Annotated in this window: 12 protein-coding genes; 6 read left to right on the top strand and 6 right to left on the bottom strand. The window is 47.1% G+C overall.

All coding sequences use genetic code 11. The features are described from left to right. Positions 1–15 precede the first annotated feature (15 nt). The gene (locus Nant_RS12355; RefSeq protein WP_054341971.1) at positions 16–1,632 is read left to right on the top strand and encodes a BCCT family transporter; all 1,617 of its coding nucleotides are present in this window, start codon (positions 16–18) and stop codon (positions 1,630–1,632) included. Positions 1,633–1,656: 24 nt separating this feature from the next. On the opposite strand, the gene Nant_RS21830 is transcribed toward Nant_RS12355, so the two are convergent. The 6 genes from Nant_RS21830 to Nant_RS12330 form a co-directional block, all read right to left on the bottom strand. Further along, complete coding sequence (locus Nant_RS21830) at positions 1,657–1,791, bottom strand: hypothetical protein (RefSeq protein ID WP_274378333.1); 135 nt, start codon at positions 1,789–1,791, stop codon at positions 1,657–1,659. A 470-nt stretch (positions 1,792–2,261) separates the two neighbouring features. Beyond that, positions 2,262–2,486 (bottom strand): DUF2798 domain-containing protein, encoded by a 225-nt coding sequence (locus Nant_RS12350; protein ID WP_054341970.1) that lies wholly within the window; start codon positions 2,484–2,486, stop codon positions 2,262–2,264. Positions 2,487–2,879: 393 nt separating this feature from the next. After that, on the bottom strand, positions 2,880–3,317 hold the full coding sequence (locus tag Nant_RS12345) for a hypothetical protein (RefSeq protein WP_054341969.1): 438 nt from the start codon (positions 3,315–3,317) through the stop codon (positions 2,880–2,882). 163 nt (positions 3,318–3,480) lie between these two features. After that, positions 3,481–4,500, bottom strand: a complete 1,020-nt coding sequence (locus Nant_RS12340; RefSeq protein WP_054341968.1) for an LLM class flavin-dependent oxidoreductase — start codon at positions 4,498–4,500, stop codon at positions 3,481–3,483. Positions 4,501–4,513: 13 nt separating this feature from the next. Further along, positions 4,514–5,098, bottom strand: coding sequence for an acyl carrier protein phosphodiesterase (locus Nant_RS12335; RefSeq protein WP_054341967.1), 585 nt, complete (start codon positions 5,096–5,098; stop codon positions 4,514–4,516). 14 nt (positions 5,099–5,112) lie between these two features. Continuing rightward, positions 5,113–6,504 carry an aminotransferase-like domain-containing protein gene (locus Nant_RS12330; protein ID WP_076496119.1) on the bottom strand — a complete coding sequence of 464 codons (1,392 nt, stop codon included), beginning with the start codon at positions 6,502–6,504 and terminating at the stop codon, positions 5,113–5,115. Positions 6,505–6,628: 124 nt separating this feature from the next. Here Nant_RS12330 and Nant_RS12325 point away from each other — a divergent pair, with 124 nt between their 5' ends. From Nant_RS12325 to Nant_RS12305, 5 genes are all read left to right on the top strand, one after another. Beyond that, positions 6,629–7,342 (top strand): alanyl-tRNA editing protein, encoded by a 714-nt coding sequence (locus tag Nant_RS12325; protein ID WP_054341965.1) that lies wholly within the window; start codon positions 6,629–6,631, stop codon positions 7,340–7,342. Further along, complete coding sequence (locus Nant_RS12320; protein WP_054341964.1) at positions 7,339–7,950, top strand: LysE family translocator; 612 nt, start codon at positions 7,339–7,341, stop codon at positions 7,948–7,950. The genes Nant_RS12325 and Nant_RS12320 overlap by 4 nt, the downstream gene beginning before the upstream one ends. Before the next feature lie 76 nt (positions 7,951–8,026). Further along, positions 8,027–9,046, top strand: a complete 1,020-nt coding sequence (mtnA, locus tag Nant_RS12315; RefSeq protein WP_054341963.1) for an S-methyl-5-thioribose-1-phosphate isomerase — start codon at positions 8,027–8,029, stop codon at positions 9,044–9,046. Positions 9,047–9,127: 81 nt separating this feature from the next. Beyond that, positions 9,128–11,995 carry an RNA polymerase-associated protein RapA gene (rapA, locus tag Nant_RS12310; protein ID WP_238377136.1) on the top strand — a complete coding sequence of 956 codons (2,868 nt, stop codon included), beginning with the start codon at positions 9,128–9,130 and terminating at the stop codon, positions 11,993–11,995. Positions 11,996–12,017: 22 nt separating this feature from the next. After that, positions 12,018–12,917: an EamA family transporter gene (locus tag Nant_RS12305; protein WP_054341961.1), complete on the top strand. Its 900-nt coding sequence runs from the start codon at positions 12,018–12,020 to the stop codon at positions 12,915–12,917. Positions 12,918–12,971: the final 54 nt, after the last annotated feature.

Raw genomic sequence — 12,971 nt, 5'->3', positions numbered from 1 at the left:
AAAATAGGGCACACTATGAATACTTCTGAAAGGATCAAAATAGGACTTTCAAAGTCTGGCTTTTATTCGGGATTGAATCCCACGGTTACTTTAATAAGTAAAATTGTAATAGCGCTTTTAGTTATTTACACAGTCTCATTTCCGGACAAAGCAGTTGCCGCTCTGGGTGAAATTAATACCATGCTGCTGGCAACGTTCAACTCTTACTATATCTATTCTGTCGCATTGTTCCTGATATTTTGTCTGGGTTGCTGTATCAGTCCTTTCGGAAAACTGCGATTAGGGCTGGATAATGAAAAACCTGAATTCTCATATTTCTCATGGTTTTCGATGATGTTCAGTGCCGGTATGGGGATAGGCTTGATGTTCTATTCCATTGGCGAGCCCCTATACCATTTTCAGACTAATCCGGCACTGATACAGAGCGGTGCTGAGGGAGCCAATGCAGCGGCGGTACCCAGTGCAATGCGTTACACATTACTGCACTGGGGATTGCATGCTTGGGCGGTATATGTGACTGCCGGTTTGGCGATGGCATATTTTGCTTACCGCAAGGGGTTACCGTTAACGATTCGCTCAACTTTACAACCGCTTTTCGGCGACAAACTTAACGGGGCAGCGGGTCACTTGGTTGACATCATTGCTGTGGTTGCAACAACACTAGGTGTGGCAACCACCATGGGGGCTGGCGTGACTCAGCTGGTTAACGGTGTGGAGTTTATTACAGGCACAGGTGCTTTGATCAACGAAAATGGTACGCCAACAGCTACTGCTCTTATTCTAACCCTGTTGGTGGTCATGCTGTTATCAACAATCTCAGCTTTAACCGGGGTGGCCCGGGGGGTTAAATGGCTAAGTCAGGTCAATGTTATTCTTTCAGTTGTGCTGCTAGGATTTTTTATCCTGTTTGGCTCAACGTTATATGGTTTTGAGTTATTTGGCTCCAGTCTTGTGGATTACACTCTCAATTTGATTCCCCTGACATTTTCGGTTTGGGATAGCAGTTCTGATATCGGCGCCTGGCAGACTAGCTGGACCATCCTTTACTGGGCTTGGTGGATTGCTTTTGCCCCATTCGTGGGTCTATTTTTGGCACGTATTTCACGAGGCAGGACGATTCGCGAGTTTGTAATTGGTTGTGTTCTGGTACCGACACTGGCCTGTTTTGCATGGATGGCATTCTTGGGCGGTACCGGATTAGATCTGGAGCTGAGCGGTGTGGCTAATGGCGCTATCATTCAAGCAGTAAACGAAAATATCGCGTCAGTGCTGTTCGTCACTATCGATCTGCTTAATTCAGGAATGTTGGGCAGTATTGTCAAAGTGGCTTCCATCATTCTGATCGTGACCTATCTGGTAACCTCGGCTGACTCCGGTGTACTGGTACTGAACACCATCATGGCAGGGGGCAACAGTAACCCACAACCGAAACATCGTATTATCTGGGGGGGGATTCTGACTCTGGTGGTTGGATCGCTGCTGTTGGCTGGCGGTATGGGTGCGATTCAGAAAGCAATGATCATCGGTGCTTTGCCATTCTCCATAGTGATGGTGCTGATGTGTATATCTATGACCAAGTCTTTACTCACAACCGAAACTCGGAGGGAACCTGTTACCGTTTCTGCGCAGTAGTGTTGCACAGCCAGGAACCGAAGGTTAAATTGTTTCTTTTAATGCGTGCTCTACCGCCTGTGCGATCAGTTGCCGGGCACCGGATCTTAGTCGCTCGGTGAGCGGATCAGTGGGGGCATTCGCTGATTGATTCGGGGTTGTCAGGGTAAGCTTGCTCATGGCGTATCTTTCTTCTGTTGATTGTGATCTGGCGAGATCAATCAACAGGATACGCCACCCTCTCTATTTTCCTCATACACCAGAAACACTCATATCTCATTTGTCAGTTGTGCAAGCTGAGTAATATTTGAATGTCACGATGATCTAAATTTTCAAGTAAATCCTGCTCTTCCTTAGATAAGTTACCTGTTGTATCAATGTAGGTTTTGATTTCAACCGCTACTTCGGGTGTAGTATGCCTTAACAAGGAGGAAAGCAATAAGGATCGCTGTACATAGTTCTATAAATCAATAACTTGAAGAGTTTATGGTAGTGGTGTTGATAGACAAACGAAGCCGCCATGCTCTTGTTGTTATTCATTCCCTTGCTTGTGAGCATAACCTATTTTGTAAAGATCAATAGGTTATCGCCCTTTCCTCCTTGTTAAGGGGAAAGAGGTCAACTGCTCAGATATGGATAGCTGTTTTGCTTTATTCCTTTAGGACTAAGCTTACAAGTTTATGAACTAATGGAGAAACCAGCAGTATTGTTGGAAATGCGACACTGAAAGCAAAAGCCCACGCCTGTAACCAAATATGAATAATATTGCTGACCAAGCCAACATTAAAAATACTTATAACCAGTGACATGATGCCTGACATTAGCAATGACATAAAAAATGAAAATACAATTTTATGATGTTTACGATCAATCATTTACATAATCTCGTTTAGATATATTACCAACGCCCCATTAAGGGACATGTGTTTTCTTGAAGTGCTCATGAGAGTAGCGCTGATAGACAAACGAAGCCTCCATGCTCTTATTGTTATTCATTCCCTTGTTGATAAACATAAATCGCTTACCTTAAAGATCAATAGGTTGTCGCCACTTTCTTTCTTGTAAAGGGGGAAAGGGGTCCACTGAACAAGGCCCGTACCAATCGACTAAAAAAACATGCCAAGGATCTGGTTTTTTATTTTGTACACATCCATTTGAATCAACCCCTGAAGATAAGAGTTTTTAAATATATACACCGGTGTACCGTTGGTTCGTTTGAAGCATTGAAGGGATCTGAACCACTGCTGATCCCTTTACCAAGCTCACCTTCATTGCGGGTTGATAGTTGCCGTTTGGCTTTGGCGGAGTTCTCCAAGCTCAGATTCTAAGGCAAGTAGTTGATCAATAATACTGGGCGTTTCGATTTGAGCCAGCGTCCGATAACGAACTTCTAAACCACGGTATACTTGGACGAGTCTTCGGCACTCAGCCTGGTGCGCGTCACAGTCAAGACCTTTGTGTATGGCGGTTAATATAGCGGCCAAAAGTGTGCCTATGCCTATCCAGGTCGTCGCATCGACGTATAGCCAACTCGACCCGGATTCTGCGAATAAGGAGGATCCAGCGACGACCCCAAGCAAAGAGGGTACAAGCAACGTGATCCAATTAGTCTTGGAAAAGAACCGCAGTTCGCTATCGAAAAAGGCTGCTCGCTCACAACACTCGGCTTGGCGCTCAGCCGCGATATCTTGGTATTTGTCCGTCATTGCGCTTGTACTCCGTTATGTCAGCCAATCTATCTACGGCTAATTATCTAACGCTTACCTTTTGTATACTGCGCATGTTCGTTTATACGCAGCTACAAGATATCTGTTTTACTTATCTCTTTCTAACCAGACAATAGCGAGTACTTTCTGCCCACTCGATGAATTAAGCCACTAATGTTTTTGCTAATAGCTCAAAACTACGTTTTCTCGATTCAAAATCGTGTGTCACTGTGACTAAACCTATCTCATCGGTTTGCCAGTATTCTGAGATTTGCTCAAGCTGATCAGCACATTCTTGCGGGGAGCCTAATGTGATGGAGTCGAGCAGGCTGTGGTAATAGCTTTGATCCGAGATGGAGAGCTGTTTTACTTTATCCAGTGAGTCTTCCGGGCTTATCCACGGATGGCGAACACCATGACGAAACGCCATGACTTTCCAATAGGCTTGCGATGCAGCCAGATAGAGTGCTTCTTCTCTTGTGGGTGCACATAAAGCGGCAATAGTGATCATTGTATGGGGTGATCCACTATGGCCGGATTGTTGATAGGCGCGTTTGTACTCGTCCATAATCGCGATGGTTTGGTCGTCCGGGCTGATGAATAAGCCTAATGACATACTAAAACCCATCTGACCTGCAAAGGCGGCACTGCCACCGCTGGTGCCGAGCATCCAGAGTTCAGGGCATGGCTCATCGCTAGGCATGACTTGTAAATCATGGAATGCATGATTTTCTGGGAAGCCATCCCGTAAAAATCCGGTTAACAGTTGTGTTTGTTCTGCATAACGCTCGCCGTGTGTTGGCTGGTAAGGATAAGCCAGTGCCTGGCTGGCGATGCCATCACCGCCGGGTGCGCGCCCAATACCCAGATCGATTCTGCCGGGAAACAGGGTTTCGAGCATGCGGAACTGCTCGGCTACTTTATAAGGATTATGGTTAGCTAACATGACGCCACCACTGCCTACACGGATGTTTTTGGTAATGCTGGCGATGTGGCTGATCAGTACTTCCGGACACGGCCCGGCAAAGCTGTTGCTATTGTGATGTTCTGCTAACCAATAGCGATGGTAGCCCCATTGATCGCACGCCTGTGCTAACTCGGAAGTTAAACGTGGTGCCTGTTCCGGCCCTGCGGTGCCAAGTTGTACGGGGGTCTGATCTACAACGGTAAGTTTGAGCGTCATCTGTTTATATCCATTATTGTTCTAATCTGCGTTCTTCTACATGCTGTTGTAGCTCGGGGAAAAACGCTAAAAAACCGCTTTCGATTTCGTCTTGGTGCCTTATCAGCTCCTCAAGCGATCCATAAAAAGTATGATCAAAACGTATTCTGTCTGCGATACGATCCAACGCATAACCTATACCTTCGAGCGTTTGGTAGGAATCAAACCATTGCTGTTGAATCACGCGTTGGGTAACACGCTGCATCGGCTGTGGCATAAGCAACTGCCCTTCATCCAGCGATTGATAATAGCCATCGCAACTGGAGTCAAAGCGGGTATTACTGAAGCGGTGCCAATGTTTTATCAGGTAGTGGTCAAACACGACATCCAACATAATGCCCGCAAAGCGTTTTCGCTCTGACCCGATTAAAAGTTTAAGCTGCTTAACGACACTATGCTGGTCAGTAAACTGGTCTACGGCACGATGATTTAACAATCCATTTTTAACGGGCTCAGGTAACTGTGCGACCACAACACCTTTTGCAAAGTCACCTAAAAGATTACCCACACGCGACTCTACCGTAGGTTGTGCCAAAAACAGATGCGCCAGATAATTCAACTTAGTCTCATCTCTTAAAATGTTTCAATTTTTTCATCCACTTCAGAAACGGCTAACTGCTGAAGAATCCTTAAGCTCTCTTCCAAAGAAGCTAAGTCTTTCGCTGCACTGATACAGATTCTAACTGCCTGGGGTGCTGGGTAATTACCCACTGCAAAGCTTTCTGCTGCAGTAATCAGAACTTTTCGCTCCTCGGCTGCTTTTACAAAAGCACTGGCTCGCCAATGTTCTGGCAACACTAACCAGACAAAAAAACTGTCGGCTCTGGCCGAAAAATTCAATGCCTCGAATATATCACTCGCCAATTCAAAACGCGCTTGTAACGCTTCGCGTTGCTTCGTTAATAACCGGGTAGCCGCGCCTTGCTGAATCCAACGACAGGCTATCTCAACCATTAGCGGCGGTGCCATCCAACAACTGGCGCGCAATGCCGAAGCCGCCCTATCTCGATAAGCCTGCGGTGAGACAAGAAACCCGACCCGTAAGCCACCCGCCAGGCCTTTTGAGCAACTGCTGATATAAAAAACGCGTTCAGGTGCCATGGAGGCTAAAGACTCCGGTCGATTTTGCACTAACGATGCTGAGACGTCATCTTCGATAATCAGCAGCTGGTAGTCATCGGCCACAGTTATCAGTCGCTGCCTTCGCTGCAATGTCATTTGCACATTGGTCGGATTATGTTGAGTCGGCGTGCAGTAGATCAAACGAGGGTTATATTGGCGACATAGATCAGCAATAGAGTCTAATACGATACCCTCTTCATCCATGGGTATTGGAATAACTTTTAGGCTAAGCTGCCTGGCAATTGATTTTAATCCCGGGTAAGCCAGCCCTTCTGCAAGGATAGTATCACCAGGGCGGCACGCTGCTATTAGCGCTAACTGGATCGCATGCTGACCCCCATTGCATAAGGTAATACTATCGGGGTGTGGCTTAAAGTTTCCGTAGCTTATCCACTTGGCGATCACATCGCGATGATGCGCAAACCCACCATCTGGGTGGTATTCCAGCATATGTGCAAGCGTGTCCGGATCATGTTGCAACTGCCCAAGTGTTTCAGCCAATAATTCCTGCTGGCCTAACCTTACCGGCAAGCTCACCGTCAAATCGATAAAACCCACACGTGGATCAGGGATTAAAAACTCATCCCGTACGTTTGCACCCTTCTCTTTCACATAGGTACCACTGCCGACACGAGCCGACACCAGGCCACGCCGCTCCGCTTCAGCATACCCGCGCGTTACTGTGCCTAAGGTCACACCTAGCGCATCCGCTAGCTGGCGTTGCGGTGGTAATTTTTGCTGAGCGATTAACTCACCATCATTAATACCTGAAGCAATAGCCGCTGCTAACGCTTTATAACGCGGACCTGAATGTTCAGTTAAATCGGGAATCCAAATTGTCATGGTAACAATAAACCAATTGACTCTAAAAATATGAAATATATGATGTAAAAGCATCACAAAAGTAACTTTTTACAACAACATATAATAATTGTACCCATACAATTAAATATTTCAAGGATTACTTATGACTACAGCACTGTTCAATCTCGATAGCTATCAAACTCAAGCGACCGCTGTAGTCACTGCGATCACGGAAAATCATCTTGAACTTGATCAAACACTCTTTTACCCCCAAGGGGGTGGCCAGCCCGGTGACCAAGGCTGGATAACCACATCATCCGCTAGGTTAGAGGTAATCGACACCATTAAAGGAGAGACGCCTAACAGCATCCTACATTGCATCAAAGGTGATACTCAGCAGCTTTATGTAGGTGATAGCATACTAATGGAGATCGATTGGCCACGCCGATACCAATTAATGCGGATGCATTCATGCCTGCACTTACTTTGCTCTCTTATTCCTAAAGGTGTTACAGGTGGCTCTGTCGGGTTAGAAAAAAGCCGTCTTGATTTTGACTTAGGCGAAGCAAAGCTTGATAAAGAACTACTCACACAGCAACTTAATTTGCTCATCCAAACGGCCGCAAGCGTCACTACATTGGCCATAAGCGATGCCGAGTTGACACAACAACCTGAATTAGTCCGGACATTATCAGTGCAACCTCCGAGGGGAACAGGCTCCGTACGTATGGTAAAGATTGATGGAGTGGACCTTCAGCCTTGTGGCGGCACTCATGTCGCCAATATCAAAGAAATAGGCATAGCAACAATCAGCAAGATAGAAAACAAAGGCAGACGCAACCGGCGTATACATCTGTTACTGGAACCACAATCATGATTATTGAATTAATGTTAGCCAATGCACTGTCTTTAATTACCTTTGCCTTTACGACATCGGTAACGCCCGGGCCAAATAACCTGATGCTGACAGCATCAGGAGCAAATTTCGGGTTTAAACGCACTATTCCACATATGCTGGGCATTGGCAGCGGTTTGTTTTTTCTTAATATGTCAGTAGCTCTAGGGTTTGGTGTTATTTTTGCTGAATACCCTGAATTACATAACTGGCTACGATGGGTGGGTGCTTGCTACCTGTTTTATCTGGCATGGAAGATAGGCTCCGCAAATGGGCCGGGCAAAAGCAACGCATCAGGCAATGTACCTTTTAGCTTTGTGCAGGCAGTAGCCTTCCAGTTTGTAAATCCAAAAGCCTGGATTATGTCTATTAGCGCAATGACGACATTCACACTTGCGGGTGATGCATACTTTCAATCTGCCCTTTATGTCGCACTTATCTTTGGCATTGTTAACCTACCAACAATTAGTCTATGGGCGAGCTTTGGCATGGCAATTGGGCGCTATTTATCGACAGCAGTGGCTTATCGACGTTTCAATATTCTAATGGGGCTTCTCACAGCCAGCTCTGTAGTTTTCCTCTTTATTTAAGGCGTAAACCGACAGTACGCAGATAATAAGTGCGTTATAATCCGCTACATTATTCATTAGTATCAGAGATGGTGTAATGCACGACCTTCACGCGACCAGTATCAAATACCAGAATAATAAGCTCTACGTGCTTGATCAACACCAGCTCCCCCTCGTTGAAAACTGGCTGGCGTGCGAGTCGGTTGACGCCATGGTCGCGATGATCAGGAAATTACAGATTCGTGGTGCGCCGTTAATCGGTATTGGCGCAAGTTTATTACTCGGTCACTTAGCCGCGCAGGGTGTTGCGACGGTTACGTTGCAAAGCGCGGCTGAAATTTTGCGTGCGGCGCGCCCTACTGCCGTTAACCTGATGAACAATCTGGACAGCATGCTGGGCGTGCTTAACGCCTCTGGACCTGCTGCCCTGCCTGCTGAAGCAGAACGTCTATTCCATGAGGATGTCGTGTTATGCAACGCCATTGCCACACTCGGTGCTGATCTCATCAAGCCTAACGCGAATATTCTGACCCACTGCAATACCGGTAGCTTAGCAACGGTTGGCGTGGGTACAGCGATTGGGGTCATTAATGCTGCCCACCAACAAGGCAAAGGTATTCATGTTTATGTGGATGAGACCCGTCCGCTGTTACAAGGTGGACGCCTAACGGCGTGGGAGATGAAACAGCTCGGCATACCGCATACGCTGATCTGCGATAACATGGCCGCACTGCTGATGCGCGATGGTAAAGTCGATTGCGTTTTGGTCGGTGCCGACAGAATTGCCGTGAATGGTGATTTTGCCAATAAGGTAGGCACGTATTCGCTGGCGGTTAATGCACACTATCACAAGGTACCTTTCTATGTGGTTGCGCCCAATACCACGGTAGATATCGACTGTATGACCGGTGCAGGCATTCCGATTGAAGAACGTGCCGCCGCCGAAGTACGGGGTGTAAGTGGTAGCTTTGGCGATGTGTGCTGGAGCCCGAACGATACCCCGGTGTTTAATCCCGCGTTTGATGTGACGCCCGCCGCACTGGTAACTGGCTGGGTTTTGGATAAAGGCATCTTTAATCAGGCTAAAATAGCTGAAGGCGTATTAAAAACACTTTAATTGCCGCCTGCATCTTTCAACATTTAGACTAAACTCCTATCATACATAGCTTTTTAAACAAGCAGAACGAGAGTAATCAGTTTGCCAGTTACAGAGTTCATTCCCGGCCAACGCTGGATCAGTAATACCGAAGCAGAATTAGGTTTGGGTATGGTCACATCTAATGCTGACCGTCGTGTCACTATTGTTTACCCTGCCGCTGAAGAAGAGCGCACTTACGCCACTGATAATGCCCCTATAAGCAGGGTCGAATACCCTGTCGGTGATGCGATTAGCAATAGTGCCGGCATCCGTATCAAGATATCCGAACGCCTCGAAAAAAATGGTTGTTTTATCTACATCGGCTTAGACGATGAGGGTGACGAACATATTATTTCTGAAATCGACCTGGACTGTCATGTGCAGTTTAACCGCCCTCAGGATCGTCTTTTTGCCGGCCAGATAGATAAGCTAAGCCGCTACCAGCTGCGCTTGGATACGCTTGAGCATCAGCATGCGCAGCAAAAATCCGAAACCTATGGTTTATCTGGCGGCCGCGTTCAACTATTACCTCATCAGTTTTATATCGCACACGAAGTCGCTAATCGCTATGCACCACGCGTTTTACTGGCGGATGAAGTCGGCTTGGGTAAAACCATTGAAGCGGGCCTGATTCTCCACCAGCAGTTGATTAGTGGCCGTGCCCAGCGTGTTCTGATTACCGTTCCTGACAGCCTGATCTACCAATGGCTGATTGAGATGATGCGACGTTTTAATCTGCATTTCAGCATTATGGATGAACTGCGTTGCACGGCCATTGAGATGTCCGGTTCTGGCAATCCATTTGATACGGCACAGCTGATTTTATGCGGCCAGTCATTTATCAATAACAACACCACACGCGTTGAGCAGATTCTGGCGTGTGATTGGGATATGTTGATTGTTGATGAAGCACATCATCTGGTATGGAGCGAAGATGCGCCTAGCCCGCTATATACCACTATTGAAAAACTCGCCAATGTTATCCCAAGCCTGTTATTGCTAACAGCAACGCCAGAGCAATTGGGCCTTGAAAGCCATTTTGCACGCTTACGTCTACTCGATCCAGATCGTTACAGCTCTCTTGATCAGTTTCGTGAAGAGCAAGCGCACTACACTGAAGTAAACGCGCTGGTACAGAAATTACTGGCCGCAGATGGCATACAGCAGCTCAGTTCAGATACTCAGTTTCAGACCGAAATTAATAACTTTCTGGGTGAAGCCACAGCAGCCAAGCTGATTGCTGATGCACAGGATGGTAACGCCGAAGATGCGATTCAACAGTGCATTAGTCACTTGTTAGATCGCCATGGTACCGGCCGCGTGTTGTTCAGAAATACGCGTGATGCTGTACCGGGTTTCCCGCAAAGGATTTTAGTGCCGCATCCATTACCGATGCCAGAAGCCCTCTTATCGAATATGGAAGACTATTCACTCGATCAGATCCTGCAGCCGGAAGCACAGCTAGGTGTTGATTGGCTGGAGTTCGACCCACGGGTTGAATGGCTGGACAACTGGCTTAAATCTCATCGTTTGGAAAAAACCCTGTTGATCTGCGCCCGTGCTGAAACAGCACAAGCACTGGAAGAACATATCCGCCTGCGTAAGGGTGTGCGTTCAGCTGTTTTTCACGAGAAAATGACACTGATCAACCGTGACCGTGCCGCTGCCTATTTTGCCGATACAGAAGAGTATGCGCAGGTTCTTATCTGCTCTGAGATTGGTAGTGAGGGCCGTAACTTCCAGTTTGCTCAGCACTTGATCATGTTTGATCTGCCACTGAATCCTGATCTTCTCGAACAGCGTATTGGTCGTTTAGACCGTATTGGCCAGAAAAACGATGTTCATATTCATATTCCATACTACGAAGACAGTGCTCAGGCTGTTTTGCTACGCTGGTTTGATGAGGGCATCAACGCTTTCCGTCATACCTGCCCTGCAGGACAAGCGTTGTTTACGCAGTTTGAAGAAACGCTGACGACTTTGTTACTCGATGGGGTGGATGAAGAAACCTTTTCGACGTTGATTACCGAGTCTCAACAAGCTTCACAAAAAATCTTGCACGAAATGCAGCAAGGCCGTGACCGTTTGCTCGAAATGAGCTCATGCCGACCAGCAAAAGCGGCCGAGCTGGTTGAGTCAGTTGAAGATACTGAAAATCGTCATCAGCTCGTCGATTATATGGAACATGTATTCGATCAGTTTGGTGTGGATCAGCAAACCAATGGTCCTCACTCCGTTATTTTACAGCCGACGGATCAGATGATTGAACATCGTTTCCCTGGCTTACCGGAAGAAGGCTGTACCGCTACCTACTCCCGTGAGGAAGCGCTGAGCCGCGAAGATATGCAGTTCCTTAACTGGGAACACCCGATGGTAACGGGTGCAATGGAAATGATCATTGGCAGTGAGTTTGGCAACACCGCCGTCTGCACTGTAAAACTACCGCCTCTGCAGCCTGGTACCTTGTTGGTTGAAGCGGTTTTCGTACTCTATTGTGCGGCACCTCGCCACCTCAACCTGCAACGCTATCAGCCACAAGCAACCGTGCGTGTTGTGCTGGATAATAGCGGCAACAACCTGAGCAAAATCATTACGCCGGGGCATTTAAACAAGCTAGGCGAACGGGTTAAACGCCATGCCGCTCAGAACCTGATCCGCCATGGCCGGCAACAGATCAGTACGGTACTGACAAAAGCTGAAGCTGTTGCCGAAAGTCAGCAGGCAGAATTAATTAAAGCCGCGATAAGCAAAGCAACATTAATTCTTAACGAAGAAGTTGAACGATTAGAAGCGCTGATTAAGGTCAACCCTTCGATTCGTCCATCTGAAATCACGCAGCTGCGTGCTGATCGTACCAGCATTCTTGACCACCTTAGTTCTGCTAAGCTGAAAATGGATGCGGTTCGTATTGCGGTAGTCAGCGACTAAATCAACGATTCAGGGAAATACAATGAGTCCAAAGGACTGGGGACTGGCATTACTCGTTGTATTAGCCTGGGGTGTTAATTTCGTTATGATCAAGTGGGGGCTGGATGAACTTCCTCCCCTGCTACTGGGTGCACTGCGCTTTATGCTGGTCGCCTTTCCCGCCCTGCTTTTCATCAAAGCCCCAAAATTACCGATAAAGTGGTTACTGGGCTATGGTCTTACCATCAGTTTTGGTCAGTTTGCCTTGCTGTTCAGTGCTATGCACCTGGGCATGCCGGCGGGCCTGGCTTCATTGGTACTACAGGCACAAATGCTGTTTACCATGATCTTCGCCTTTATGTTTTTGGGAGAACGCTGGAAACTTCAGCAAGTCATGTCCCTAATCGTCGCCGCCGCAGGTCTGGCCTTATTAGCGACACAAACACCTGCCAGTAAGATGACATTTATTGGTTTTGCGTTAACCATCGCCGCCGCTTCAAGCTGGGGAATGGGCAATATCATCAATCGTAAAATCGGCCAATTAGGTAATGTAAATCTGATGGGCCTGGTTGTCTGGAGCGCACTGATTCCTCCGATTCCTTTCCTACTGCTATCCTACTGGATTGAAGGACCGGAATTAATAATCTCGAGCCTGCAAAATGTCGGCTTAAAAACCGTAGCCACGCTCTTTTATCTGGCGGGCATCGCTACCATTTTTGGCTACAGCACCTGGGCTCATCTTCTCAAAAACTATCCCGCCTCACAGGTAGCGCCTCTTACCTTACTGGTGCCGGTCATCGGACTGATCACAGCCTGGCTGGTGCTGGATGAAACCCTCAGCCTTATACAGGTATTTGGCATTCTACTCATTATGGGCGGGTTACTGATTAATGTTTTCGGACATAAACTCAGACGTCAAAAAAAAGCAGCGCTGGCTGATTAGCGCTACTTTTAAATACACCCTTTAAGGCTCTTTTTTGATGTTACTCTTTTAATG

Source organism: Neptunomonas antarctica (assembly GCF_001305295.1).
Taxonomy (GTDB): Bacteria; Pseudomonadota; Gammaproteobacteria; order Pseudomonadales; family Balneatricaceae; genus Neptunomonas; species Neptunomonas antarctica.
This window is presented reverse-complemented; position numbering and strand designations above follow the sequence as displayed.